Consider the following 25,044-nt stretch of genomic DNA (forward strand, 5'->3'; position numbering starts at 1 on the left):
TTCCTTTCGTGTCTCGCGATCAGCGTGTTTTAAATAATGATTTTACTGCCGGGTACAGGCGTTGGTGCCGCTGTGATAGCTGCCGGTAACGCGCCACACTGGCGGGCTCTGGTTCAAAGCGACTGCCCGATTTTGCCATATTTTGCCTGGCACTGGCGAGGTCTGGATAATCGCCCATCGCCACAGCGGCGCACATGGCTGCGCCTAAACCAGAGCTTTCGCGCACCGTTAACCGCTCTGTGGGGCAGTCAAAGATATCCGCTGCCAGTTGCATCACAAGGTCGGATTGACTACCGCCGCCGCTGACGCGAATAAGCCTTACTGCTTCACCTGACTTACGCACCAATTCTTTGGCACCTCGCTCGAGTGTCATCAGCACCCCTTCAATCAGCGCCCGGTAGAGGTGAGCGCGGGTATGCTCAGGGCGAAAACCTGCGACTATCCCGCTCGCTTCCGGGCCGGGGTAAATAACACCCTGTGCCCAATAGGGGCACAGCATGAGGCCGTCGGCGCCTGGCGGAATGTCGGCGATGGCTTTCATCACATAGGCTTCGGGACTGAGTCCCAGGGAGTTTGCTTCAGCCCTGTCGCTGGCACCGAACTCATCCAACGCCCACGACAGCAACCAAAAGCCACGCTCGAGTTGCACCTCGGGCATAAAACTGCCCGGCTCAAGCCCCGGGAAGGCCGGTGCATAGCGAAACACCTCAAAATAGCGATGAGATCCCAAGGTAACAGTTGCCGCGCTGCCAAGGCTCAATGACAACACACCTGGCCCACCTGCGCCATTGGCATAGGCTTCACAGGCCTTGTCGGCACCGGCACTGACCAGCACTGTGCCCGGCTTAAGGCCGGTAAGCTCGGCAAAGCCATCGGTAATAGTGCCAATCTGCCTTGCGGCATCAATGAGTGGCAGCATCTGCGACGGTTTGCAGCCAAGGGCCTGCCAGCGCCAACTGCCCTTTGAAGCAAAGGTTTGATTTCGGTAGTCAAAGGGCAAATAGGCTACTTGGGATGCCCTTGAATCCAACAGCTTGCCCCCAAGGCGGCTCAGCAGATAACCACTCAAGAGGCCAATCTTTTCGCTGCCATCGACCTTGCCGGGAAAAAGCTCGCGCATCAGGTTGATTTTGGCGGCCCGGCGCAAATAGTCGATGCGCCCTGTCATACCGCTTACCCAAAAGCCGAGCCGATAAAACCAGCTTATCGGCGAAAGCATCCCTTCCACCATGCGTCTGTCGGACCACATAAACACATCGGATTTGGCCTTGCCGCTGTTATCCATCAGCAAGGTGCAGGCTCTTTGGGTGGTTAGAGTGACTGCAACGATTTGCTCAGGGCTCAAGCCGTGTTCGGCAAAGAGCTTACGACAAGTCGCCACCAGTTGGCCGTAGCAGTAATCGCCATCCTGCACTGCGGCTTTGGCCACTTGTCCGGCTTTACAGTTTTGGTTGCCAACGGCCGCAATGGCAATGGGATTGCCGCGGCGGTCAAACACCAGCGCGCGGGTGCTCTGTGTGCCGTAATCGAGAGCAAGGTAATAACCGGTTTCAGACATAGACGCAGTGCCCTTTTGCGGGCTTATGGATATTTTTGTAATTAAACCTGAGCGCGAACTCCCGCACTCAGGCTAAAGACAGACAAAGTTCAGGGTGTGACGTGGGCGGCCATTTCGCTGCCGATTTTTTTGCGCATTTCCATCAGCCGGATAGCAGAGTCGCGCAGCGCCTTGTCTTCCTCGGTTTGCGGCACCCACTCAGGCACAGGCGTGGGGTTGCCGGCATCGTCCACCGCCACCATGATCACAATACAGTGAGTCGTCAGCTGACGCTCAGACACCTTGGGGTCCCCTGCCCGAACATCAATGCCGATATGCATCGAACTGTTGCCGGTATAAATCACCTTGGCGCTGACTTCGACGATATTGCCCACGTGGATGGGTTTGACGAAGCGAATGCCACCGGCATAGGCGGTAATACAATACTTGCCGCTCCACCCTGCGGCACAGGCGTAGGCAGCAAGGTCAATCCACTTCATCACGGCGCCGCCGTGAACCTTGCCACCGAAATTCACATCGGCGGGCTCTGCGAGAAAACGTAAGGTCAGGTGCCTGTCTTGTCCGGCCATGTTGTAACCCTATCTTGTTAAAGTAAATTAAGCTTACGCCAAAAGCATAAGCACGTGAATGCACCGACAAAAAGAAAAGGCGCCAGAACGAAACGTCCCGGCGCCTTCATCAAACAATCAAACTGCCTGATCACATCTTTTTAAGTAACAGCGAGCCGTTGGTGCCGCCAAAGCCGAAGGAGTTACACAGGGCATACTCGAAGCTGGTCTGACGCGCCTCGTGGGGCACGAAGTCAAGATCGCAACCTTCATCCGGATTATCCAGGTTGATGGTTGGCGGCACAGCGCCATCTTTCAGCGCCAGAATGGTAAAAATAGCTTCCACCGCACCGGCCGCGCCCAGCAAATGGCCTGTCATGGACTTGGTGGAGCTCACCATCAGCTTGTAGGCGTGGTCACCAAACACGGACTTCACCGCGGCGGCTTCGGCCTTGTCACCGGCTGGCGTTGAGGTACCGTGGGCGTTAATGTAACCAATGGACTCCAGCGAGAGACCGCTGTCTTTGAGAGCATTGGTCATTGCCAGCGCCGCACCGGCGCCATCTTCCGGAGGCGACGTCATATGGAAAGCGTCACCGCTCATACCAAAACCAACCAGTTCGGCGTAAATCTTGGCGCCACGGGCTTTGGCGTGCTCGTACTCTTCCATCACCAGTACACCAGCGCCGTCACCAATCACAAAACCATCGCGGTCACGATCCCATGGGCGACTTGCCGCTTGTGGGTCGTCATTGCGGGTCGAGAGCGCCTTGGCAGCGTTAAAGCCACCCACACCCAGCGGACAGGTCACATCTTCAGCGCCACCGGCCACCATTACGTCAGCATCGCCATAGGCAATAGAGCGAGCGGCAAAACCGATATTGTGTACGCCCGTGGTACAGGCAGTGGTTACGGCAAAGTTGGGGCCGCGCATGCCATACATGATCGACAGGTGACCGGCAATCATGTTGATGATGGTGCTGGGTACGAAGAAGGGGGAGATCTTACGGGGGCCACCGGCCATCAGCGCTGAGTGACCGGCTTCAATCAGCCACATACCGCCCATACCGGCACCGATGGCGGTACCTACGCGGGTGGGGTCTTCTTTTTCCATGTCAAGGCCAGCATCGCGAATGGCCTGAATGCCAGCAGCCATGCCGTATTGGATAAAGAGGTCCATCTTGCGTGCATCTTTTTTGGACAGATACTGCTCAACGTCGAAATCTTTTACCGACGCGCTGAAGCGGGTCGCAAATTCACTGGCGTCAAACTTGGTGATGGGCGCCACACCACTCTGACCGGCAAGCAAAGCCTTCCAGGTGGAATCAACATCATTACCGACCGGGGTTACCAGTCCCAGACCGGTTATCACTACGCGACGTTTTGTCACAGGAGTCACCTTTCATAACTGTATTTGAGGCTAAAAGCCCAAATTGCGCCGGATTGTGCCAGATGGCAATCCAAAAGGAGGCTGGTACAACCAGCAGAAAATTCCGGCGCCCAAACAAAAACAGGCGGCCTAATTAGCCGCCTGTTTTCTGGAATTCAGTATTACTGATTCTTGGAAACGTAGTCGATCGCTGCCTGAACAGTGGTGATCTTCTCGGCTTCTTCATCAGGGATCTCGGTGTCAAACTCTTCTTCCAGAGCCATTACCAACTCAACAGTGTCCAGAGAATCGGCACCCAGATCGTCTACGAAAGAGGCAGATGGCTTAACGTCTTCTTCTTTAACGCCCAGTTGCTCAACGATGATTTTCTTTACACGTTCTTCGATGTTGCTCATTAGTTTTCTTTCCTATTCAAATTACGCACTTGCGTAAGATTGCGAGTAGTTTATTCGATCTGGCTGACATTGCAAGCCCCGATTTTGTGGTCTAACCACAAAACCAAATCTTATCAGCAGCTAACTACCCAAACGCGACAGTTCCCTGCCATTCGCCCTTAAACCATGTACATTCCGCCGTTTACATGCAGGGTTTCACCCGTGATGTAAGCGGCAGCGTCCGAGGCCAAGAACAGGACGGCATTAGCAATTTCCTGCGCCTGCCCTAATCTTTCCATCGGCACCTGTGACATGATGCCTTGCTGCTGCTCAGGCGTCAGCTCGTCGGTCATGTCAGTCTGGATAAATCCAGGAGCAATAGCATTAACCGTAATTTGACGAGATGCAACCTCTCTGGCGAGAGATTTTGTAAATCCAATCAAACCGGCTTTAGCAGCTGAGTAGTTTACCTGTCCGGCATTACCCATGGTGCCAACCACTGAACCAATGCTGATGATACGGCCATGACGCTTTTTCATCATGCTGCGCATTACCGGCTTGGACAGGCGGTACAAAGACGTGAGGTTGGTGTCGATTATCTCTTCCCACTCTTCGTCTTTCATGCGCATCAGCAGGTTGTCGCGGGTGATACCGGCATTGTTGACCAGAATATCAACATCTCCTGCTTTTTCTTTGATCGCGGTATACATTTCGGCAACGGATTCACTGCTGGTGACGTTAAGTACCAGACCAAAACCCTTGTCACCCAGATAATCGGAAATGGCTGCGGCGCCTTTCTCACTTGTGGCAGTACCCACAACAGTTGCGCCGGCTTCGGCCAGGGTCAGTGCGATGGCTTTACCGATACCGCGGCTGGCACCGGTAACCAGGGCTACCTTGCCGGTCAGATCCAAAGATACAGACATGGAAAACTCCTTTATTCGGTCAGCGCAGCAAAGCTTGCTACGTCATTGACCGCTTGTGCAGAAACAGATTTGTTGATGCGTTTGGCCAAGCCGGTCAGCACCTTGCCCGGGCCACACTCCACCAGATGAGTAATACCATCGGCGGCCATGGCTTCCACGGTTTCGGTCCAGCGAACCGGGCAATACAACTGGCGCACCAGTGCATCACGGATAGCCGCTACGTCGGTTGGCGCCTGCACGTCCACGTTATTGATAACCGGAATGGCAGGTGCACTGAATTCGATCGCGGCAAGCGCCTCGGCGAGTTTATCGGCCGCGCCTTTCATCAGGCTGCAGTGGGAAGGCACACTAACTGGCAATGCTACCGCCATCTTGGCACCGGCAGCTTTACATGCGGCAGCGGCGCGCTCAACGGCGTCTTTATTACCGGCAATCACCACCTGGCCGGGGCTGTTGAAGTTAACCGGGCTCACTACTTCGCCTTCGGCTGATTCTTCACAGGCCTTGGCGATAGCATCGTTATCCAATCCGATAATGGCGTACATGGCACCCGTGCCTTCCGGCACAGCGGCCTGCATCAGTTGACCACGCAATTCAACCAGCTTGACGGCATCGGTAAAAGGAATAACACCGGCGCACACCAGCGCAGAGTATTCGCCCAGGCTGTGACCGGCAAGCACTGCAGGCTGCGGCTTGCCGCTTGCCTGATAGGCGCGCCAAATGGAGACGCTGGCGGTCAGCAGCGCAGGCTGAGTCTTTTGAGTTTGATTGAGCTGCTCGGCGGGGCCATCCTGCACCAGAGCCCACAGATCGTAGCCTAGAGCAGCACTCGCCTCGGCAAATGTTTCGGTTACCACAGGAAATTCGGCAGCGAGATCGGTCAGCATGCCAACGGCCTGCGAGCCCTGCCCTGGAAATACAAAGGCAAATTTATCCATTGTTATTAAACCTTTTTGAGTAAAAGCGTAAAAAGCCTAGCAGAATTCCCGGGGAAATTAGAAGCGCACCAGCGCACTACCCCAGGCAAAACCGGCGCCAAAGGCTTCCAAAAGCAGCAATTGTCCCCGCTGAATACGTCCATCACGCACAGCTTCATCCAGGGCAATCGGCACAGAGGCAGCGGAAGTGTTACCGTGTTTGGCAAGCGTCAACACCACTTTATCTAAACTCATGTCGAGCTTCTTTGCAGTGGCATTGATAATACGGAAGTTCGCCTGGTGGGGTACCAGCCAGTCAATCTCTGCCTTGTCCACATTATTGAGGCGCAGGGTTTCTTCCACGACATGGGACAGCTGAGTCACGGCAACCTTGAACACATCGTTGCCCTTCATCTGCATAAAGCCCACGGCTTCTGAAGATTCACCCAGACGTGGTGGGAAGGCACATTTGAGCAGGTCGCCCTGACGGCCATCTGCATAGATGTGAGTATTGATGATCCCCGGCTCTTCACTGGCACCGACTACAGCGGCACCGGCGCCATCACCAAAGAGAATAATGGTGGTGCGGTCTTCGGGTTCACACAGGCGAGAGAGCACATCGGCACCAATCACAAGCACTTTTTTGGCAGCGCCGGTTTTGACGAACTGATCGGCAACCGACAGGGCATAAACGAAACCGGAGCAGGCAGCGGCAACATCAAATGCAGGAATGGTGTGAACCCCCAGGAGTGCCTGAACTTCACAGGCGGCGGCGGGAAATGCATTGGCAGCACTGGTGGTACCACAAATGATCATGTCCAGCTCTTGTGCTTGAATACCCGCCATCTCGAGGGCTTTCAATGCGGCCTGGTAACCCATGGTAGAAACAGTCTCGTCCATGGCAGCGATGCGACGTTCGGAAATACCTGTGCGTTCAACAATCCACTGGTCACTGGTATCCACCATTTTTTCCAGATCGAGATTGCTACGCACCTGAGCCGGCAGGTAACTGCCAGTTCCAAGAATTTTTGTATGCATAGTTTAAGGAGAAATCAGCTATTGATATCTAAAAGAATCGACTCAAGACGATCTTTGATCATCTCTGGAAGTCGACGTTTTGCCTCGGTGTAGGCAAGACTAATTGCTTGTATATAGGCGTGTTCGTCTGCATTACCGTGGCTTTTCACTACTACTGCGCGCAATCCTAACAGACTTGCTCCGTTATAGTGGTCGGGGTTCATCTGGTTGAGTACTTTCTGAATGCGGGGCGCGAGCAAACGCGCAAGTATTCGAACCACAAAGCCTTTGGCCAGGCCTTGTTTTAATTGATGAACCAGCAGTCTGGCAATGCCTTCTGAGGTTTTGAGTGTGATGTTGCCCACAAAGCCGTCACAAACGATGACATCCACTTTTCCACTGTAGATTTCATCGCCTTCAATAAAGCCGGCATAGTTGAGCTGGGGAGTATGAAGCAGTAATTGTGCAGCCTGCTGCACATCGCCATTGCCCTTGCATTCTTCAATGCCCACATTCAGAAGCGCGACCTTGGGGCGGGCAATCTTATCGACCGCTTCACTGAGCACTGAGCCCATCACCGCAAATTGGAACAAGGTATCGTAGTCGCACTGAATGTTGGCACCAAGATCGAGCAAATAAACGGGTTTACCATTGATAGCCGGCAAGCAACTGACCAACGCGGGCCTGTCGACACCGGGCAACATTTTAAGCAGTACCTTGGCCATCGCCATCAGCGCGCCAGTGTTACCGGCACTGACACAGCCATCAGCCATGCCATCACGAACCTGTTCTATGGCCAGTCGCATGGAGCTGTTTTTTGCATGTCTGAGCGCAGTTGCGGGCTTATCGTCCATACGCACCACTTCGGTGGTATGCACAAGGGTTATCCTGCTGCGAACGTCTATCTCAGCAGAAGAAAGATACGGGGATATTTGAGTCTCGTCACCGACGAGCAGGAGGGAGAGCTTAGGGTGTAGTCGAAGTGCCTGCAAAGCCGCAGGCACCGTGACTTGGGGGCCGTGATCGCCCCCCATCGCATCTAACGCAAGCGTCAGATTCGTCATAGGAAGGCCAACAATTACTTGTTGATAACCTTCTTACCACGGTAGTAACCATCAGCGGTCACATTGTGACGCAGATGCAGTTCACCGCTGGTAGCGTCTACTGACAGCTGAGCAGTGCTCAGAGCGTCATGTGAACGGCGCATACCGCGCTTTGAACGAGATTTTTTGTTCTGTTGTACAGCCATTTGTCTGTCTCCTGGATTACTTGCTCTTCAGTTTTTCTAACACTGCAAACGGATTTGGACGCTCCTCTTGAGCGGCTTCAATCTCGCCTACGACTATGTCCTGGGAACCCAGGTTGCAATCAATATTTTGATGCGCCGGGATCAAAGGCATTGCCAAAATCAACTCGTCTTCGACCAGTTGCTGCAGACGTATCTCGCCAATTTCATCGCACTCAATAGGGTCATACGCATCCGGGAGCTCATCGATTTCCGCCTCTGTCCTGCAAGGACTGAAGCAAAAGTCGACCGTAACCTCAGTGGTATAAAGTGCCATGCAACGTTGACATAACAGAGTGAGCTCCGTCACAGCCGTCCCTTTCAGGTAGACTATCCCCTGTAAATCAACACCACATTCCAACGACACTGTCACATCGGAACAGTCGCCGGCTGTCAATTCTCTCAATCGTTTTAACACCTTGCCTGGCACAATCCCCTGATAACTCAGGCGATTTGACGCGGCGCGGATCGGATCGATAGAAACCGGTATCTTTACTGTTTGCATAAGGCGCGCATATTATAGCTTCAACACGCCGGAGTCAAAGGAATTTTAGCCCAAATGTCCTGTGTGGGATCTGGGGTTCGCTCCTGCTCCGGCAACGAAATTGACCGAGGCAAAATTCTACCCAAGCACCCTCGGGCACACAAGCGCCGGTCGCCTAAAATAAAAGCGATTGTAGCCCCCTATCAAAAATACCTCGTGACTTGCCAATCGACGGTGGGCCAAGGACAATGTCGCGGTCGGTAAAATCCGATTTTAACGGGTTCGGCAATACTCATAGAAGCATAGTTGATCAACAAGCGTTTTTGACCTTTAAGCCTCAGCTTGGCTGATTGAGGTTAACATGAAGGCTAACTATGCACGCAGGTTAACTATGCACGGTTTAAAATACCCAGTTAACAGTTCAGACCCAAAGGCCAGTATCCAATGCGACCCTTAATTCTCGCCTCTACCTCAACTTTTCGGGCAGCACTGCTTGAAAAACTGGGCTTGCCATTTCAAGCCTTGGCGCCGCACACCGATGAGACGCCCCTGCCCGGAGAATCTGCCATCGCACTGACCGAGCGGCTTGCCATTGCCAAGGCCAAAGCCCTGGCATGTGACGTGCCAACCAATGCGCTCATTATCGGTTCTGATCAGGTGGCAGTGGTTGACGGGAAGATTGTTGGCAAACCGCTGAGCGAAGAAAATGCCATTAATCAGCTAAAGGCGCAGCGCGGAAAAAGCATTGTCTTTTATACGGCGCTCGCCCTGCACGATGTTGCAAAGGACACTACCCTCTCGCTGGTAGAGCCTTTTACCGTGCACTTTCGTGACCTCAGTGATGACGAAATAGTGCAATACGTAAGAAAAGAGCAACCCCTGTGGTGTGCTGGCAGCTTCAAATCTGAAGGATTGGGTATTTGCCTGTTTGAACGCCTCGAAGGCCGCGACCCCAATACTTTGATTGGCTTACCCCTGATAGCCTTGGTGGACTTACTCAAACAATCCGGGCTTTGTGTGCTTACGGGCGCTAGCCCTCGATAATGAGTTTTAGACGATATCAGGAGCTTATTACAGAGGTGACGCCATTATCTGTGTGAACGCAATCGGCGCAATCAGTCTGCGAAGAGGGCATACATCAGGATATCGAGTGGCAAAGTGAACGCATATGTGCAGTCATCGAAGACATAATAAATGCTGTGCTTGCTAAATCAGAGACTGTGCTTACTGAGTTGAGTATGTGCAACAACTGAGAGTGACCTCGTGCCGTAATCAGCGCAAGTGGTGCAATATCTCCAGAGGATGAGACACTACTGCAAGGGGCGAAACACCCAGCAGTGTCTCTCTGTCGTGCGTACCGTAATCCACCCCGATGGCTGCAACACCCGCGTTGTTTGCCATCTGTAAATCAAATGCCGAATCACCAATCATCACCGCACGTTCGGGACTGACATCAAGTTCTGCCAGTAATTCATGCAACATCTGCGGGTGGGGTTTGCTTTGGGTTTCATCGGCGCAGCGGGAAGCGTGGAAACAGTCCCCAAGACGGGTCTCATCCAGAATACGGTTTAACCCTTCCCTGCCCTTACCTGTGGCAATAGCCAGTTTGCGCGATGCCCCGTGCAATGATGTCAACAGCTCAGGCACCCCCTCAAATAACGGGCTCGGGGTGGCATTAAAAATCTGGTAATGGGCCTTATACCTGTTTATCCAGCCTGCCCTTGTTGCCTCAGTTTCAGCGGGAAACAGGGCGCGCATGGCTTCAGGCATTGAAAGGCCAATCACGTCCCGGACAGCCTTTTCGGTTGGCACGGCAATGGAAAGTTCCTGAGCCAGTGCCTGCATGCAATCGACTATCTTGCTGATGGAATCCATCAGGGTGCCATCCCAATCGAAGATAATCAGGTCGAATCTTTGCATCAGCCTTTTTGCTCCAGCGCATCCAGCACGGCCGTTAAATCGCCGTCCAGTGGTGCCTGAACCGTCATCTGGGTTTCAGACTCCGGATGGGTAAAGGTGAGTTGCGCTGCATGCAAAAACAAACGCTGCAGTCCCTTGGCCCGCATGGCGTCATCAAATTTTTGCTCACTGTATTTATCATCACAGGCAATAGGATGCCCCTGGTACTGGCAATGCACACGAATTTGATGGGTGCGACCTGTCACCGGGCTTGCTTCCACCAGGCTTGCTTCGTCAAAGCGACGCAGCACCCGGAAACGGGTTTCGCTGGGTTTGCCTTCGCTGTTCACCCGCACTATGCGCTCGCCGGATTTGAGGGTGATTTTAAGCAGCGGTGCTTTAACTACCCTGTCATGCTCCTGCCACTGGCCGCGCACCAGCGCCTGATACACCTTTTGCATCTGCTTATTTCGGAGCTGATCGTGCAGGTGCCTCAGGGCCATCCGCTTTTTGGCTATCAGCAGCACACCGCTGGTATCACGATCGAGACGATGTACCAGTTCCAGAAACTTACAGGTGGGTCGCAGGCTTCTAAGCGACTCAATCACACCATAGTCCACCCCACTGCCACCATGTACGGCAATACCTGCCGGTTTGTTCAGCACAATAATCTGCTTATCTTCGAACAGAATACGGTCTTCAAGTTGGGCAACTCGATTGAGGTTGGCAGAAGGCGCTGTACGATAATCTTTTTCGGCTACGCGCACCGGCGGTACACGCACCTCATCGCCCGCTGCGAGCTTGTATTCTGGCTTAATCCGCTTCTTGTTAACCCTCACCTCGCCCTTACGGACGATGCGATAGATCATGCTCTTGGGTACGCCCTTGAGCTTGGCGAGCAGGAAATTATCAATACGCTGACCGGCACCATCTTCATCAATGCTGATCAATTGAACCTGGGTTGGAACTGTTTCTTTATTCATGGCAAAACATCTGGTGAAAACGATGCGCATTGTACAACAATCTCAACTCGAATGTGGCTTTACATTGCCGAAATTTTTGATTGTTGCTATATTCCATTCGCGGACGGGGATTAACCGTGGATAAAGTGTTCACAAAACCGTCGTCCGCTCGGTGTTTCCACCAGAGTAAAATTGAAGGTTGAAGGATCGCAATTCATTGAGTTGCAAGCCTTTGTCGAAGTAAAAGCTGATGTTACGGCAATAACGACAGGTTAAATCCAATATACTGCCACTTTTCTTGGTTTCTTGTGGAAAACACCCCCTGAATCGAATTTGTAGACTGAACCCAGTCACCGGATAAATTTTGTCGGTTTAGGCATTCACGGAAGTATTTAAGAGAATTTATGGGGTTGGTTGACGTTTAACAACGAATTCCTTGTTTTTGTATTTATTGAAAAATAAGCCATAAATCGGAAGCGACACGCAGAGATTGCGTCTTACAGCAATGCGCTGAACCATGCCTGATAACCTGCCGTGAGGCACAGTAATCTGAGATCAGGCCCGGAATGCACCGACTTTTCTCCGGTGACCCATTTAAAGAAGAATGACGTCACCATGAAACGTATGCTAATCAACGCAACTCAATCTGAAGAGTTGCGCGTTGCCCTTGTTGATGGGCAACAACTCTATGATCTGGATATCGAAAGTCCAGGACACGAACAGAAAAAAGCCAACATTTACAAAGGTAAAATTACCCGCGTAGAACCCTCTCTCGAAGCCGCCTTCGTTGATTACGGCGCCGAGCGTCACGGCTTCCTGCCACTCAAGGAAATTGCCCGCGAATACTTCCCGAAAGGTTACTCCTTCCAGGGCCGCCCCAATATTAAAGAGGTGGTGAGCGAAGGTCAGGAAGTTATTGTTCAGATTGATAAAGAAGAACGTGGCAACAAGGGCGCTGCCCTGACCACCTTTATCAGCCTGGCTGGCTCCTATTTGGTTCTGATGCCCAACAACCCCCGCGCCGGTGGTATTTCGCGCCGTATCGAAGGTGATGAGCGCACTGAACTCAAAGAGGCCATGGCCGATTTGGAAGTCCCTAACGGCATGGGCCTTATCGTGCGTACCGCCGGGGTGGGTAAAGATGCCGCCGAACTGCAGTGGGACCTTAAAGTGCTGCTGCGTCACTGGGATGCCATTAAGGAAGCTTCTGAGAGTGGCCCAGGCCCCATGCTCATCCATCAGGAAAGCAACGTTATCGTGCGCGCCATTCGCGATTACCTGCGCCGCGATGTGGGCGAAATCCTGATTGACCATCCAAAGATTTTCGAACAGGCCAAACAGCACATCGCCACAGTTCGTCCTGACTTCGTTGAGCGAGTGAAGCAGTACAAGGCCGAAGTGCCACTGTTCACCCACTATCAGATTGAGTCTCAAATCGAATCTGCGTTCCAGCGTGAAGTGCGTCTGCCCTCTGGCGGTTCTATCGTTATCGACCCCACCGAAGCCATGACTTCAATCGATATCAACTCTGCCCGTGCCACCAAGGGCGGCGATATCGAAGAAACCGCGCTGAACACCAACCTGGAAGCCGCCGACGAGATCGCCCGTCAGCTGCGTCTGCGTGACCTTGGCGGCTTGATTGTTATCGACTTTATCGACATGACGCCTGTGCGCCATCAGCGTGAAGTGGAAAACCGTCTGCGTGACGCCGTCCATCAGGACCGTGCCCGTGTGCAACTGGGCCGTATCAGTCGCTTTGGCCTGATGGAAATGTCCCGTCAGCGCCTGCGTCCTTCACTGGAAGAATCAGCCGCACATATTTGCCCACGCTGTCATGGCCAGGGCACTATCCGCGGTACCGAATCGCTGGCCTTGTCTATCCTGCGTCTGATGGAAGAAGAAGCCATCAAGGACAACACATCTCAGGTTGAAGCCATAGTGCCTGTGGATGTTGCCGCGTTTCTGCTGAACGAAAAACGTAAAGCCATTCGTATCATCGAGCAGCGCCACGAGGTTGAAGTGTACGTGATCCCGGATCCGCACATGATGACCCCAGAGTACAAGGTGATTCGTCATCGTCAGGACGATGAAATCGAAGAAGCCAGCTACAAACGCGTTGAAAAGCCTGAAGCAAAGCTGTATGAGCCTCGCAAACTGGAGCGCGCTCAGGCCCCCGAGCCCGTTCTGAAAGGTTTCTCTGCCCCATTGGAGTCACCGCCTGCAGCCGCGCCCAAGGTCGAAGCCAAACCTGTAAAAGCGGCCAGCGAAGTCAAGCCTGGTTTCTTCAGCCGTCTGTTTGCAGCCATAGGTTCTCTCTTTGGCGGTGACAACACCGAAACCGAAGAGAAGAAGGCCCCAGCCCGTAATGGCCGTCAGCAGAACACCCGTGGTCGTAACCGTCGCAACGACAACCGTCGTGACGATGGCCGCCAGGAAGGTCGCAGCGCCGACAGCCGCCGTGATGACAGTCGTCGTGAAGACGGTGACAAACGTCGCAGCTCTGACAGCCGTCGTGGCCGTAACAAGCCGGAACAGGCCGACGACAAGCAGCTGCGTGACAAGAGTGACAAGCCACGTGACGAAAGACCCAAGCGTGAGCGTGCGCCCAAACGTGAAAAGCCAGAAACTGTTGAAGCAGCCGATGATGCGGTAGAGCCAAAGCAGGAAGCCGTGCGTGAACGTCGTCAGCGCCGTAATATGCGCCGTAAAGTGCGTTTGGATGATGGTGCTGCCCAGGAAAATCTGGATGCCGTTAACGCGCAGGAATCCACTGAAGATACTGCCGCTGAATCAACCCAGGTTGTGGCTAAAGACAAGTCTGACGAGAAGCAAACCCGCAGTCGTCGCCAGCCTCGCAAGCCAAAAGTGGAAGAAAAAGCCGCTGAAACCGAACAGGACGTCACTGATGCCGCAAACAGTAGCGACGCAGCTGTTGCCACCACCGACGTGGTCGCCGCTCCTGTCGTCGAAGCTGTGAGTGAAGTGGGCACTGCAGCAACAGACATGTTGGATTCAGACGCTCAAGCTGCTGACGACGCTCAGGACGACACCGACGGCGAAGACAAGCCACGCCGTGATGGCCGTGACGGTCAGCGTCGCAGTCGCCGCAGCCCACGTCATCTGCGTGCTGCAGGTCAACGACGTCGCCGCGATGAGCAAGAGCAGCAAACCGGCGCCGAAGGTGGTGAATTGGCTCAGGCCGAATTGGATCTGCCACAGGCCGATGTTGATGCTGCCGGCGCTCCTGCCGCTGCACCTCAGGATGTTGTTGCGAAAGACACTGCAGCTTCAGAAGTCGTTACTCAGGAAAGCGTGCTTGAAAAGGCCGAAGAAACTGCCGATGTGGTTATCGTTAACGATACTCCCAAAGCAGAAGCGCCTGTAGCCGGAGCCGTTGTCGCTGACACAGCCGCTGAGGTAGTGGTCGAGGTTGCGCCAGCCGCAGCAGTCGTTGACACACCTGTTGCCGCAGTTGAAGCACCTGTTGCCGAAACGGCAGCCCCAGTAGTTGAAGACGCTGTAGTTGAAGCCCCAGTAGTTGAGACTGCTGCACAGGCGCCGGCTGTGGCTGTAGAAAGCAACGCCGTTGAAACCAAGGCTGAAGAAGCTAAAGCCGCCGAGCCCAAAGCTGCTGAACCTAAAGCTGCGGAAAAAGTGACTTCAACTGCCCCGATGGCCAAACCCGCAGCAGTGATGCCAGCCCGCGTCAAACCGGTTGAAAAGCCTGTCGCAGATGTCGCAGCTGATATTGCCCCCACCAAGGCAACTGCCGCTCCAGCCCGCCCCGCAGGCAGCCGTTTCGGTAGCATGGTAAGTTCAGAAATGACCAAGCCAAGTATTGAAGCCCGCGAACAGGTTGCTACGCCCAAGGGACGTGAGTATGAAGCTGCAAGTACTGACGCCAGCAGTGCCAAGGTGCAAAGCAGTAACAGTGCTGGCTCAGATATGGCCCGCCCGTAAGCTGTTAAGTTAAGTTAACTTAACGAATCAAAAGCCGTGCTAATGCGCGGCTTTTTTGTTGGGTGAATGTCAGATTTAAACGAATACATCAGCTGAGCGCAGGCTAATTTCAGGTTCTAACGCAGGGTGAAATTTGCTAGACTGCGCGGCTTTATTTGTTAACACCATCACAAACTCGTTTCAGAGGTCTCATGTTTGAGTTAATTCGCCATAAAACCGCCAGCCATAAGGCGGACCTCCTGTCTGGCCTGACTGTGGCACTGGCCCTTGTGCCGGAAGCCGTTGCCTTTGCCTTTGTGGCCGGGGTTGAACCCATGGTCGGTCTCTATGCCGCCTTTATTATGGGGCTGGTAACAGCCATGATTGGTGGCAGACCCGGCATGATTTCCGGTGCAACGGGTGCCATGGCCGTGGTGATGGTAGCGCTGGTTGCTACCCACGGAGTGCAGTATCTGTTTGCCGCCGTCGTGCTCGCCGGTTTGCTGCAGGTTGCCGCCGGGATATTCAAGCTGGGCAAATTTATCCGCATCGTGCCCTATCCGGTGATGATTGGCTTTGTGAATGGTCTGGCGATTGTGATTTTCCTGGCGCAACTTGGGCAGTTCAAAGTACCCGGCGACAATGGCGAGCTCACCTGGCTCACTGGTGACGGCCTGTATCTGATGCTGGGTCTGGTGGCGCTTACCATGGCCATTATTCACTTCCTGCCCAAGCTCACCACAGCCATTCCGTCGTCACTGGCAGCCATTCTCACCGTAACTGGCCTGGTGGTGTTTTTTGAACTCGACACCCGCACCGTAGTCGATTTCCTTAAAACCATGAGTGGTGATGACAATGCCACCATCGCCGGTACTCTGCCGACATTCGCCATTCCCCACGTTCCTTTTACCTGGGAGACACTGCAAATCATCCTGCCCTATTCGGTCATTCTCGCTGCGGTAGGCCTGATTGAGTCATTGCTGACCCTGACAGTGCTTGATGAAATGACAGGCACCCGTGGCCGCGGCAACAAAGAATGTGTCGGTCAGGGCGTGGGTAACATCACCAGCGGCTTTTTCGGTGCCATGGGCGGCTGCGCCATGATTGGTCAGTCGATGATTAACATCAACTCCGGTGGTCGTGGGCGCCTGTCCGGAATAACCGCTGCGCTGGCGCTGCTGACCTTTATCCTGTTTGGCGCTGCCTTCATCGAAATCATCCCACTCGCGGCTCTGGTCGGTGTGATGTTTATGGTCGTGCTTGGCACCTTCGAGTGGGCAAGCTTCAAGGTGATGCGCAAAGTCCCCAAACACGATGCCTTTGTGATTGTGCTGGTGACCACGGTGACCGTGTTTACCGATCTCGCCGTGGCCGTATTTGTCGGTGTGATTGTTTCAGCGCTGGTATTTGCCTGGGAACACGCCAAACACATCAGTGCCCGCACGGTTATCAATGCCAACGGCAGTAAGGTGTATCAACTGAGCGGCCCGCTCTTTTTTGGCTCAGTGTCTCACTTCCTTGAGCTTTTCGATGCCGCCAACGACCCCAAGGACGTTATCGTCGATTTTGGTCAATCCAGAGTCGCTGATCACTCTGCACTGGATGCCATAGACACCCTTGCCGAGCGCTACAATACCCTGGGCAAGACCCTGCATCTGGTGCATCTCAGCGAGGACTGCAAGGCACTCCTTGCCAAGGCTGGCGATCTGGTGGAAGTGAATCTGCTGGAAGACCCCCACTATCGGGTGGCCGACGACAAGTTGGATTAAAGGGAATCCATACCCATCAAGAAAGCGGCCCTCGGGCCGCTTTTTTTGATACCGACAATTTCAGCTATGAGGCTATTTCAGCAGTGATGCAAAGGCCTTTTTAAACTTGTCGACTTTGGGTTTTACCACCAGGGCACAGTACCTCTGCTCGCCGTTACGGGCAAAATAGTCATGGTGATAGTCTTCCGCGGGATAAAACTCATCGAAAGCCACCACTTCGGTCACTATGGGGTTATCGAAAGCGCCCGACTTGGTCAAGGCTTCTATCGCCTTTGCTGCGGCCTCGGCCTGCGGTTCATTATGTGCAAATATCACCGAACGATACTGGGTTCCCACATCGTTACCCTGGCGGTTAAGGGTGGTGGGGTCGTGGCTTTGAAAGAACACCTCGATCAGAGTCTCAAAGCTTACCTCGTCCGGCTTGTACTCGATATGAACGACTTCCGCATGACCTGTATCACCGTCGCACACTCTTTTGTAATTGGCATCGGCTGCAGGGCCACCAGCGTAGCCTGGTTTGACGCTGACCACCCCTTTCAATGCTAAAAAAATCGCTTCAACACACCAAAAACAACCGGCGCCAAAGGTGGCAAAGGCATTGGCAGTTGGGCCGGCCTCGCTTATAGTTTTCTGTCCCTGTTCCATCTCTTCATGGCTCTTAAACACCATGGACACCGAGTTGACGCAGTGCCTCAGGTTTTTCTCAGTAAGATACTCACCCTCAAATACATGCCCCAAATGACCGCCACAGGATGCGCAGACGATTTCCACCCTGTGACCGTCTGCATCCGTATGCCTTGCCACAGCGCCAGGAATTTCATCATCAAAGGCAGGCCAGCCACAATGGGCGTGGAACTTGTGCTCTGATAAATACAGCGGCGCATCGCATTTCCTGCAACAGTAAACGCCCTGGGCATTATGCAGATAATACTCACCACTGAAAGGGCGCTCTGTCCCCTTCTCTTCGATTACATAACGTTCAAATTCGTTCAGCGTTCTCATTGCTACTCCAACGGCTAAAGAGACTCATTCTGAGCTGACCCGGGTTTTGAGCCTTATATTGCACCGGGTAAGCCCACCGATACTTTATTTACGCCAAAGCGAACACAGAGTTTGCACTCCGCTACGCCCCCGACTAGACTCTCGCCCGGGGTTAAACCACAACAAAAAGAAAACATAACATGAAATTGGAAACTATTGATTACCGCTCGCCCGACGCGGCAGCACAATTCGTTCAATCATTGCGGGATACCGGCTTTGGCGTATTGTCAAACCACCCTATTCAGCAATCTTTGGTCGAAGCCATTTATAAAGATTGGTACGAATTCTTCCAGAGTGGTGCCAAGGAAGAATTTCGCTTCAATCCGGAAACCCAGGACGGATTTTTCCCGGCAGATGTGTCGGAAACGGCCAAAGGTCACAGTGTAAAAGACATAAAAGAGTACTACCACGTTTACCCGTGGGGCCGTATACCCGAGAGCCTCAGAGCCAACATTCTGGCCTACTATGACCACGCCAATCAGCTGGCGGCCGAATTGTTGTCCTGGGTTGAAGCTCACAGCCCGGATGAAGTGAAGGCTCTCTTTACCGAGCCACTGCCAAACATGATAGATGGTAGCCACAAGACCCTGCTGCGAGTGCTCCACTATCCCCCCATGAAGGGTGATGAAGAGCCGGGAGCCATCCGCGCCGCCGCCCATGAAGACATCAACCTGCTTACCGTGTTGCCTGCCGCCAATGAACCCGGGCTGCAAGTAAAAGCCAAAGACGGTACCTGGCTGGATGTCCCTTCAGATTTTGGCAACATTATCATCAACATCGGTGACATGTTGCAGGAAGCCTCCGGCGGTTACTTCCCATCGACTTCCCACCGGGTAATTAACCCCGAAGGCATGGACAAAACCAAGTCGCGGATTTCCCTGCCACTGTTTTTACACCCTCGCCCTGACGTGGTGCTGTCGGAGCGTTATACCGCCGACAGCTATTTGATGGAGCGTCTGCGCGAGCTCGGCGTCATCTGATGATGGCCAAAAGCGTCCCTCGGGACGCTTTTTTTGTGCCTGATGGCGGATACGGGTAGAATATGCGCCCCAAGACAGAGGTAAGCAGGATTTAAACAATGGCGATTCAATGGTATCCGGGACACATGCACAAGGCACAAAAGGAAATTGCCGAAGCCATGCCCCAGGTCGATTTGGTGATAGAGGTACTGGATGCCCGCATTCCCTACTCCAGCGAAAACCCCATGGTTGCCAAACTTCGCGGTGACAAACCCTGTATTAAACTGCTGAACAAATGCGATCTTGCCGATCCGGCCATCACAGAGGCCTGGATAGCACACCTTGAAAAAGAACAAGGTGTGAAGGCCATGGCCGTCACCACCTTACAGCCCGGTCATCTTAAAACGGTTATTCCTGAACTTGTGCGCAAGTTGGTGCCTGAGCGTGACCGCGCGGACAAAGACATACGCACCATGATTATGGGGATCCCCAATGTGGGTAAATCGACCATCATCAATACGCTGGCTGGACGTGTGATTGCCAAAACCGGCAACGAGCCTGCGGTCACCAAGGCACAGCAGCGCATCAATCTCAAAAACGGTATTGTACTGTCAGATACACCGGGCATTCTGTGGCCCAAGGTGGACAACGAAGCCAGCAGCTATCGTCTGGCCGTGACCGGCGCCATCAAAGACACCGCCATGGAATATGAAGACGTAGCGCTCTTTGCCGCAGCTTTTTTTCGCGATGCTTATCCTGCTGAGCTGAAAGAACGTTATAAGCTCGATGAACTGTCCGATGACGATGTGGCATTGCTGGAAGACATTGGCCGCAAGCGAGGGGCGCTGCGAAGCGGTGGTTATGTGGATCTGCACAAAGCCGCCGAGCTGCTGCTGCACGAATTCCGCAGTGGCAAACTGGGGCTGCTGAGCCTGGAAACACCGGAAATGGCTGAAATCGAAAAAGCCGAAGTGGAGCGGATCCTCGCAGAGAAAGAAGCCCTGCGTCAGGAGAAACTGGCCGCCGAAAAGCTGCGCCGTTCCGGTAAGCGCCACAATAACTGAGCACCATCAAAACCAAGCGCCACAATAACCGGACGCATATAAACCGGGTATCACAGCAACGAGGCGTTAGCCTGTGCACCCATGCCAAACCGGACCAGCGTTAAAAGGTGTACTCAAACCCAAAGGGCCTGATGGCCCTTTTTTAATGTCATTTTTCCAACGCCTTAATGGCGGCTATCAAGGCATCACTGCTGTGTTCCAGCAGATCGAGCACACGCTCAAACCCTGCGTTCCCGCCGTAGTATGGGTCGGGAACTTCCTCAATGTCCGATTCGCCAAAACTTAAGATGAGCCGTAACTTATGCCTGAATTCAGCCGGACAGCGGCGCTTGAGCTCAGCAAGGTTATCCTTGTCTGCGGCTAGAATCAGGTCAAAACGCATGAAATCGCTGTCCTTCACCTGCCGTGCACGCATCCCAGAGAAATCATAACCCCGAGCTTCGCCTGCTTTTACCGAGCGGGCGTCGGGGGCCTCTCCCTGGTGGTAGCCAATGGTGCCGGCAGAATCAATCACCAAATCAAGTCCTGCGCGGATGGCACGCTGGCGAAACACTGCTTCGGCGCTGGGAGAACGGCAGATATTGCCCATGCATACAAATAGAATCGAACCGGGTGTACTGGTCATTTGTGTCTTTGTCTCTTATCTGCGGGAATTCATTCCATCGGACGCACACGCAGAAATCGCGCGCCCTTGGGAAGCCCTTTATCAGTGAGCCCATGATATTGAAAAGTGACCCAAGCGCCAATGGCAGGAGGATGACGGCGCTCATCAAAGCTGAAACCAGAGCCCAGAAAAAACTCTCTGCCATCCAAAAGACGCAGGTGCAGCGCCCCCATCATGCCCTCAAATTGGCCTTTTCCCGCACGGTAGCCAATCACCTGCCCTTCGGTATCATTCAGAGGCTTAAGCTTGATGAGCAGTGGATTGCGACCGTCAATGTAAAGGGCATCTTCCCGATGCAGCATCAATCCTTCACCCCCTCCTCGAATGACGGCTTGATAATAGTCATTGAGCTCAGAGAGATGCTGGAAGCGCCTTTGTTCCACCAGCTTGAGCGGCTCGGTTTTGTCGGAGAGTCGAGCTTGCAACCACTTGTGTCGCTCAGCAAATCCGAGCCCGGATTGGGGTGTGTCAAACACCATTAATTGCACCTGATACCAATCATCATCACGACCGCGTGAGCGTACCAATCCACTCAACCACTCAAAACGGCCTCTGCCGGCCCATAACTCGCCATCAAGGAGAACATCTGCCGGCAAGGCCGCAATAAACCAGGCGGGCGGGGCGATTAGATTGCCAGAGCGGGTGACCAGCGTTTGGCCTGTCCAGCGGGCCCTGACACCATCCAGTTTTTCGCTTACAAGATATCGAGGCAACTCAGACTCTGGGGGTAAAGGCTTACTGGATGCGAGTTGCAGTGAACCCGCAAGCGGAGCCGCGCTGTTGGGCGGGTTTGCGCCGGTTGCCGTATTCGAAGGCGCAAGACTGGAGGTAAGTGGCACGGACGAGTGAACATGCGAAGGTAACAGCGCCAGCCACAGGCAGAACAATAAGAAACAAACACGGCTGACACCCTGTAATAACCTAAGGGCAATACTGGGCGCCAAATGAGCATCTTCAGAATTGACCAAGCGCAAAGCACCCTTAAACCGGACTCTGTGTTTCATCGCAGCCTCCCTGCGCGACTTGCATACTCAGGCTTAAGTTATAGCCCATTCTACGAGCACTGAACTGCCACAGCAGAAGAGCGTCAGCCAGCGACAGAACCTCCTGCAAACTCAGCGATACAACATCAACACACACCCGTGGCGACCTGTTCTTATCGCCACGGCTGCATTATACTGGCGCCTTTTTATGGCCAGCCGCGCTTTTACTGAACGTTCAGCATAATGGCGTCGTCTTCGGTCATGTTTGAGCCCGACTGTTGGGCTTGGCAATCTGGGGGAATACATGAAACCAGCCAATAACCATGGCTTCAGGCGCGTTATTCGTGCGACCGGCTTTTCTTTTAAAGGGTTAAAGTCCGCCTGGGTCCACGAAGCGGCCTTTCGGCAGGAACTGATCCTTGCATGCGTGATGGTGCCGTTTGCACTTTGGCTGGATGTGAGTACGGTTGAAAAACTACTGATGATCATGGCGGTGTTCATTGTGCTCATCACTGAACTGCTGAACTCTGCCATAGAAGCGGTTGTGGACCGAATCGGGGATGAAATCCACCCCCTTTCGGGTCAAGCCAAGGACATAGCCTCAGCAGCCGTGTTTATGAGCCTGGCACTGTGCGCCCTGGTGTGGGCCTTTATCCTGCTGCCGCTGCTCTGGTAATTGCTGCGCTTTTTTACTCAGGCGCTGAGCTCTTCAGCGCCTTCATCAGACTCCCGCGCCAGAAAACTCACCGCCCGCTCTATTTGCGATAGTCTGTCATTTTGCGACCAATACACGACATACACGTTACGGGGGATGGAGCGTGCACCTTCCACCCGGCATAACTCGCCCCGCTCGAGATACGGGCTCACCATGTGATCCGGCAAAAACGCACTGCCGCCGTTATTGAGCACAAAATCCAGGGCTATACGCGATGAACTGGTGTGCAACACCGGCAATGGCATATCGCCAAATTCCTGTGCGTGAAGGATATTAAAGGCAGTACCCCAGTCAACCTTTATGTAATGGTGTTTAAGACACTCTGACAAACTGAGTGGTCCGATACTGGACACCAGCCACAACTGCACCACGCCGATACGGATCTGTTCAAAATCCTCCATTTTGGGCGGGTCGAAGGAAATCGCCATGTCCAGGGTGCGCTCCATCAACTGACGGGTCATCACGTTCTGGGGCAACACCTCGGTGCGTAACGCCACGCCCGGCAAGCCCTTGTGCAAGGATTGCAGGTTGCCCTGTAAAAACGCATCCCAGATATTGGGGCCAGCACCTATGGTCAATTGTGTCGATTGTAATCGACTTAATGACACGTCCTGCTTCGCACGCTCCCAAGCCGTCAGCACAGCCTCGGCATGATTCAGCATGCGCTCGCCAGCCGGTGTTGGCTGAATATTGTTCCGTTGGCGCTCAAACAGCTCCACCCCGAGTATCGTTTCAAGCTGCTTCACCCGAAAACTGACTGCGCTTCGGGTAAGATAAAGATTTTCGGCAGCTTTTCCGAAATGGCGGGTACGTGAAACTTCCAAAAAGGTTTTCAGCAGATCTGTGTCCATAAAATTTCTTTGACCAACAAGACCAAAATTTTTTGATTCCTAATTCAAGGATACTAGCCAATACTCCAGTTGCAAATTATCCCACAGCTTAGGTAATCATCGCTATCAGCTTTTGTTGTATGGAAGGAAAAGACAATGTCAGAACAGTTAGTTGCCAGCAAAATCTATCAGGGTATGCCCGAATCCGCCCCGATGAGCTTTCTGAGTCAAAGGCGCTTTTATGACGATGCCAATTTCCCCAAGGGGTTTCGCCGCAGTGGAGACTTTACCAACAAAGAAGCCGAATTGTTGGAATGTCATGGTCTGGCGATGAAGGCGCTCGCCGATGGCAGTCGCCTGCCATCGACTGATGAAGAAGCGCAATTTGTCGATGTTGTGCGCGGGAACAAGTCCGCCAGTAGCATACTGGAGCAGATCTGGTTAAAGTATTGCAAGCTGGCTCAGGGTAAGCCTTTCTACGCGGTCGTTGGCACTGTCCACGCCCCTGCAGTGGCACCTGAGGCTGAAATTGAACTCGATGATATCGACGATGACGAGGTTTCTGATGACGAGGAACCCGAGGACACACCATGACGCTTAAGGCGAATATCTGAATGCGCGGCTGGATTTTATATAAAGAAACCGCGACTCAGCTCAAACCCGAACTGTACGAAATTCAACGTCTGTTGGACGCCGCCAAGGCGGACAACATAGATCTGCAGGTCTATGCCCCGGACGAGTTTGATTTGACCGTTACCCGGGAAGACAACAAGAGTATTTTGCTTAATGGGCAGCCGGTTGAGCTGCCCGATTTTATTATTCCCCGCATGGGTTCAGGCACGACCTATTTTGCGCTGGCGATTATTCGTCACCTTGAGCGCTTGGGCGTTTACAGCCTCAACTCATCACGGGCTATCGAGACCGTAAAAGACAAACTCTTCTCACAGCAGCTATTGGCCGAAAAAAATCTGCCAACGCCCAAAACCATGCTGGTGAAGTTCCCGGTGGATATAGAACTGGTGCAAAGCCATTTGGGCTTTCCTGTGGTGATAAAAACCTTGTCCGGCTCCCAGGGCAGTGGTGTGTTTTTGTCACATAAACCACGGGAGTTTGACGATCTGATGCAGTTGATTGAGGCCACCAATAAAAACGCCAACATCATATTGCAGGAGTTTATTGCCAACAGTCATGGACGGGATCTTCGGGTCTTTACCATTGGCGGGCGAGTCGTGGGCTGTTTTGAGCGGCGTGCGGCGGAAGACAGCTTCAAGGCCAATGTCAGTGCCGGTGGAGCCGCGCTTCCCTTTGAGGTCACCCCCGAGATTGAATGGCTCGCGACCCAAACAGCCAATATCCTCGACCTGGATGTGGCTGGTATCGACTTACTGTTCGATAACGGTCACTACAAAATATGTGAAGCCAACTCCTCACCGGGATTCGAAGGTCTCGAATCTTGCCTTAATGTGGATATCGCATCACAAATCCTCCACTTTATTCGCATCCGGCTTGGGATGTTCAATAAAGAAGACCAACACTCAATATGAGAACAAAAGCACCCTAATGGGTGCTTTTTTGTTCAGGGTCAAAGTTTTTCACAATTTTGCAAACAAATGTTTCACAATCTTTTGCCTTTGTGGTTAAACTGCAGGGCGGCAGAGGTGCATAGACACAGCCGTCCGGGTAACAGCTAACGACATAATAACGACAAAGCAAGATTTCA

The 25,044-nt window shown here is 53.2% G+C and carries 24 protein-coding genes; 8 read left to right on the forward strand and 16 right to left on the reverse strand.

What is annotated here, in order from left to right:
- Positions 1 to 19: 19 nt before the first annotated feature.
- The 10 genes from SAMA_RS10320 to yceD all read right to left on the reverse strand — a co-directional run bounded on the left by SAMA_RS10320 (position 20) and on the right by yceD (position 8,520).
- Positions 20 to 1,558, reverse strand: coding sequence for an FGGY-family carbohydrate kinase (locus SAMA_RS10320; RefSeq protein ID WP_011760089.1), 1,539 nt, complete (start codon positions 1,556 to 1,558; stop codon positions 20 to 22).
- Between the two features lie 89 nt (positions 1,559 to 1,647).
- A complete protein-coding gene (locus SAMA_RS10325) occupies positions 1,648 to 2,127 on the reverse strand; it encodes an acyl-CoA thioesterase (protein ID WP_011760090.1) in 480 nt (159 codons plus the stop codon).
- Between the two features lie 130 nt (positions 2,128 to 2,257).
- Positions 2,258 to 3,496, reverse strand: a complete 1,239-nt coding sequence (gene fabF, locus SAMA_RS10330; protein WP_011760091.1) for a beta-ketoacyl-ACP synthase II — start codon at positions 3,494 to 3,496, stop codon at positions 2,258 to 2,260.
- Positions 3,497 to 3,657: 161 nt separating this feature from the next.
- Complete coding sequence (acpP, locus tag SAMA_RS10335) at positions 3,658 to 3,891, reverse strand: acyl carrier protein (RefSeq protein ID WP_011760092.1); 234 nt, start codon at positions 3,889 to 3,891, stop codon at positions 3,658 to 3,660.
- Between the two features lie 158 nt (positions 3,892 to 4,049).
- Positions 4,050 to 4,796, reverse strand: coding sequence for a 3-oxoacyl-ACP reductase FabG (fabG, locus tag SAMA_RS10340; RefSeq protein ID WP_011760093.1), 747 nt, complete (start codon positions 4,794 to 4,796; stop codon positions 4,050 to 4,052).
- Positions 4,797 to 4,807: 11 nt separating this feature from the next.
- Positions 4,808 to 5,734, reverse strand: coding sequence for an ACP S-malonyltransferase (gene fabD / locus SAMA_RS10345; protein ID WP_011760094.1), 927 nt, complete (start codon positions 5,732 to 5,734; stop codon positions 4,808 to 4,810).
- Positions 5,735 to 5,791: 57 nt separating this feature from the next.
- Entirely contained in the window at positions 5,792 to 6,751 is a 960-nt protein-coding gene (locus tag SAMA_RS10350) for a beta-ketoacyl-ACP synthase III (protein ID WP_011760095.1), read from the reverse strand.
- Positions 6,752 to 6,765: 14 nt separating this feature from the next.
- Entirely contained in the window at positions 6,766 to 7,794 is a 1,029-nt protein-coding gene (plsX, locus tag SAMA_RS10355; protein ID WP_011760096.1) for a phosphate acyltransferase PlsX, read from the reverse strand.
- A gap of 14 nt (positions 7,795 to 7,808) precedes the next feature.
- On the reverse strand, positions 7,809 to 7,979 hold the full coding sequence (rpmF, locus tag SAMA_RS10360; protein WP_011760097.1) for a 50S ribosomal protein L32: 171 nt from the start codon (positions 7,977 to 7,979) through the stop codon (positions 7,809 to 7,811).
- Between the two features lie 16 nt (positions 7,980 to 7,995).
- Positions 7,996 to 8,520 carry a 23S rRNA accumulation protein YceD gene (yceD, locus tag SAMA_RS10365; protein WP_011760098.1) on the reverse strand — a complete coding sequence of 175 codons (525 nt, stop codon included), beginning with the start codon at positions 8,518 to 8,520 and terminating at the stop codon, positions 7,996 to 7,998.
- Positions 8,521 to 8,943: 423 nt separating this feature from the next.
- Between yceD and SAMA_RS10370 the strand changes: the two genes are divergently transcribed.
- Positions 8,944 to 9,543, forward strand: a complete 600-nt coding sequence (locus SAMA_RS10370) for a Maf family protein (protein WP_011760099.1) — start codon at positions 8,944 to 8,946, stop codon at positions 9,541 to 9,543.
- A gap of 228 nt (positions 9,544 to 9,771) precedes the next feature.
- On the opposite strand, the gene SAMA_RS10375 is transcribed toward SAMA_RS10370, so the two are convergent.
- Together SAMA_RS10375 and rluC are read right to left on the reverse strand one after the other, a co-directional pair.
- Positions 9,772 to 10,419, reverse strand: a complete 648-nt coding sequence (locus tag SAMA_RS10375; protein ID WP_011760100.1) for an HAD-IA family hydrolase — start codon at positions 10,417 to 10,419, stop codon at positions 9,772 to 9,774.
- Positions 10,419 to 11,381 (reverse strand): 23S rRNA pseudouridine(955/2504/2580) synthase RluC, encoded by a 963-nt coding sequence (gene rluC / locus SAMA_RS10380; protein WP_041410343.1) that lies wholly within the window; start codon positions 11,379 to 11,381, stop codon positions 10,419 to 10,421. The genes SAMA_RS10375 and rluC overlap by 1 nt, the downstream gene beginning before the upstream one ends.
- A 594-nt stretch (positions 11,382 to 11,975) precedes the next feature.
- On the opposite strand from rluC, the gene rne reads away from it, so the two are divergent.
- Entirely contained in the window at positions 11,976 to 15,320 is a 3,345-nt protein-coding gene (gene rne / locus SAMA_RS10385) for a ribonuclease E (protein ID WP_049757887.1), read from the forward strand.
- A 191-nt stretch (positions 15,321 to 15,511) separates the two neighbouring features.
- Entirely contained in the window at positions 15,512 to 17,068 is a 1,557-nt protein-coding gene (locus SAMA_RS10390; RefSeq protein ID WP_011760103.1) for a SulP family inorganic anion transporter, read from the forward strand.
- Positions 17,069 to 17,140: 72 nt separating this feature from the next.
- On the opposite strand, the gene SAMA_RS10395 is transcribed toward SAMA_RS10390, so the two are convergent.
- Positions 17,141 to 18,070 (reverse strand): bifunctional methionine sulfoxide reductase B/A protein, encoded by a 930-nt coding sequence (locus tag SAMA_RS10395; RefSeq protein ID WP_011760104.1) that lies wholly within the window; start codon positions 18,068 to 18,070, stop codon positions 17,141 to 17,143.
- A gap of 179 nt (positions 18,071 to 18,249) precedes the next feature.
- On the opposite strand from SAMA_RS10395, the gene SAMA_RS10400 reads away from it, so the two are divergent.
- Together SAMA_RS10400 and ylqF are read left to right on the forward strand one after the other, a co-directional pair.
- On the forward strand, positions 18,250 to 19,089 hold the full coding sequence (locus SAMA_RS10400; protein WP_011760105.1) for an isopenicillin N synthase family dioxygenase: 840 nt from the start codon (positions 18,250 to 18,252) through the stop codon (positions 19,087 to 19,089).
- Positions 19,090 to 19,187: 98 nt separating this feature from the next.
- Complete coding sequence (ylqF, locus tag SAMA_RS10405) at positions 19,188 to 20,132, forward strand: ribosome biogenesis GTPase YlqF (RefSeq protein ID WP_011760106.1); 945 nt, start codon at positions 19,188 to 19,190, stop codon at positions 20,130 to 20,132.
- A 148-nt stretch (positions 20,133 to 20,280) separates the two neighbouring features.
- Here ylqF and SAMA_RS10410 read toward each other — a convergent pair whose 3' ends face one another.
- Entirely contained in the window at positions 20,281 to 20,757 is a 477-nt protein-coding gene (locus tag SAMA_RS10410; RefSeq protein WP_011760107.1) for a low molecular weight protein-tyrosine-phosphatase, read from the reverse strand.
- Between the two features lie 29 nt (positions 20,758 to 20,786).
- Positions 20,787 to 21,800: a DNA ligase gene (locus tag SAMA_RS10415; protein WP_083766411.1), complete on the reverse strand. Its 1,014-nt coding sequence runs from the start codon at positions 21,798 to 21,800 to the stop codon at positions 20,787 to 20,789.
- 283 nt (positions 21,801 to 22,083) lie between these two features.
- Between SAMA_RS10415 and SAMA_RS10420 the strand changes: the two genes are divergently transcribed.
- Positions 22,084 to 22,455, forward strand: coding sequence for a diacylglycerol kinase (locus SAMA_RS10420; RefSeq protein ID WP_011760109.1), 372 nt, complete (start codon positions 22,084 to 22,086; stop codon positions 22,453 to 22,455).
- A gap of 17 nt (positions 22,456 to 22,472) precedes the next feature.
- On the opposite strand, the gene hdfR is transcribed toward SAMA_RS10420, so the two are convergent.
- Positions 22,473 to 23,345, reverse strand: a complete 873-nt coding sequence (gene hdfR, locus SAMA_RS10425; protein WP_011760110.1) for an HTH-type transcriptional regulator HdfR — start codon at positions 23,343 to 23,345, stop codon at positions 22,473 to 22,475.
- Positions 23,346 to 23,480: 135 nt separating this feature from the next.
- On the opposite strand from hdfR, the gene SAMA_RS10430 reads away from it, so the two are divergent.
- Positions 23,481 to 23,918 carry a DUF413 domain-containing protein gene (locus tag SAMA_RS10430; RefSeq protein ID WP_011760111.1) on the forward strand — a complete coding sequence of 146 codons (438 nt, stop codon included), beginning with the start codon at positions 23,481 to 23,483 and terminating at the stop codon, positions 23,916 to 23,918.
- A gap of 20 nt (positions 23,919 to 23,938) precedes the next feature.
- On the forward strand, positions 23,939 to 24,868 hold the full coding sequence (locus SAMA_RS10435; RefSeq protein ID WP_011760112.1) for an ATP-grasp domain-containing protein: 930 nt from the start codon (positions 23,939 to 23,941) through the stop codon (positions 24,866 to 24,868).
- Positions 24,869 to 25,044: the final 176 nt, after the last annotated feature.

It is taken from the genome of Shewanella amazonensis SB2B, from assembly GCF_000015245.1.
Classification (GTDB): Bacteria; Pseudomonadota; Gammaproteobacteria; order Enterobacterales; family Shewanellaceae; genus Shewanella; species Shewanella amazonensis.

What these genes read in the sequence shown, in the direction of transcription:
- SAMA_RS10320 (WP_011760089.1), bottom strand. Translation starts at nt 1,558, where the DNA reads ATGTCTGAAACCGGTTATTACCTTGCTCTCGATTACGGCACACAGAGC.
- SAMA_RS10325 (WP_011760090.1), bottom strand. Translation starts at nt 2,127, where the DNA reads ATGGCCGGACAAGACAGGCACCTGACCTTACGTTTTCTCGCAGAGCCC.
- acpP (WP_011760092.1), bottom strand. Translation starts at nt 3,891, where the DNA reads ATGAGCAACATCGAAGAACGTGTAAAGAAAATCATCGTTGAGCAACTG.
- fabG (WP_011760093.1), bottom strand. Translation starts at nt 4,796, where the DNA reads ATGTCTGTATCTTTGGATCTGACCGGCAAGGTAGCCCTGGTTACCGGT.
- fabD (WP_011760094.1), bottom strand. Translation starts at nt 5,734, where the DNA reads ATGGATAAATTTGCCTTTGTATTTCCAGGGCAGGGCTCGCAGGCCGTT.
- SAMA_RS10350 (WP_011760095.1), bottom strand. Translation starts at nt 6,751, where the DNA reads ATGCATACAAAAATTCTTGGAACTGGCAGTTACCTGCCGGCTCAGGTG.
- plsX (WP_011760096.1), bottom strand. Translation starts at nt 7,794, where the DNA reads ATGACGAATCTGACGCTTGCGTTAGATGCGATGGGGGGCGATCACGGC.
- rpmF (WP_011760097.1), bottom strand. Translation starts at nt 7,979, where the DNA reads ATGGCTGTACAACAGAACAAAAAATCTCGTTCAAAGCGCGGTATGCGC.
- yceD (WP_011760098.1), bottom strand. Translation starts at nt 8,520, where the DNA reads ATGCAAACAGTAAAGATACCGGTTTCTATCGATCCGATCCGCGCCGCG.
- SAMA_RS10370 (WP_011760099.1), top strand. Translation starts at nt 8,944, where the DNA reads ATGCGACCCTTAATTCTCGCCTCTACCTCAACTTTTCGGGCAGCACTG.
- SAMA_RS10375 (WP_011760100.1), bottom strand. Translation starts at nt 10,419, where the DNA reads ATGCAAAGATTCGACCTGATTATCTTCGATTGGGATGGCACCCTGATG.
- rluC (WP_041410343.1), bottom strand. Translation starts at nt 11,381, where the DNA reads ATGAATAAAGAAACAGTTCCAACCCAGGTTCAATTGATCAGCATTGAT.
- rne (WP_049757887.1), top strand. Translation starts at nt 11,976, where the DNA reads ATGAAACGTATGCTAATCAACGCAACTCAATCTGAAGAGTTGCGCGTT.
- SAMA_RS10390 (WP_011760103.1), top strand. Translation starts at nt 15,512, where the DNA reads ATGTTTGAGTTAATTCGCCATAAAACCGCCAGCCATAAGGCGGACCTC.
- SAMA_RS10395 (WP_011760104.1), bottom strand. Translation starts at nt 18,070, where the DNA reads ATGAGAACGCTGAACGAATTTGAACGTTATGTAATCGAAGAGAAGGGG.
- SAMA_RS10400 (WP_011760105.1), top strand. Translation starts at nt 18,250, where the DNA reads ATGAAATTGGAAACTATTGATTACCGCTCGCCCGACGCGGCAGCACAA.
- ylqF (WP_011760106.1), top strand. Translation starts at nt 19,188, where the DNA reads ATGGCGATTCAATGGTATCCGGGACACATGCACAAGGCACAAAAGGAA.
- SAMA_RS10410 (WP_011760107.1), bottom strand. Translation starts at nt 20,757, where the DNA reads ATGACCAGTACACCCGGTTCGATTCTATTTGTATGCATGGGCAATATC.
- SAMA_RS10415 (WP_083766411.1), bottom strand. Translation starts at nt 21,800, where the DNA reads ATGAAACACAGAGTCCGGTTTAAGGGTGCTTTGCGCTTGGTCAATTCT.
- SAMA_RS10420 (WP_011760109.1), top strand. Translation starts at nt 22,084, where the DNA reads ATGAAACCAGCCAATAACCATGGCTTCAGGCGCGTTATTCGTGCGACC.
- hdfR (WP_011760110.1), bottom strand. Translation starts at nt 23,345, where the DNA reads ATGGACACAGATCTGCTGAAAACCTTTTTGGAAGTTTCACGTACCCGC.
- SAMA_RS10430 (WP_011760111.1), top strand. Translation starts at nt 23,481, where the DNA reads ATGTCAGAACAGTTAGTTGCCAGCAAAATCTATCAGGGTATGCCCGAA.
- SAMA_RS10435 (WP_011760112.1), top strand. Translation starts at nt 23,939, where the DNA reads ATGCGCGGCTGGATTTTATATAAAGAAACCGCGACTCAGCTCAAACCC.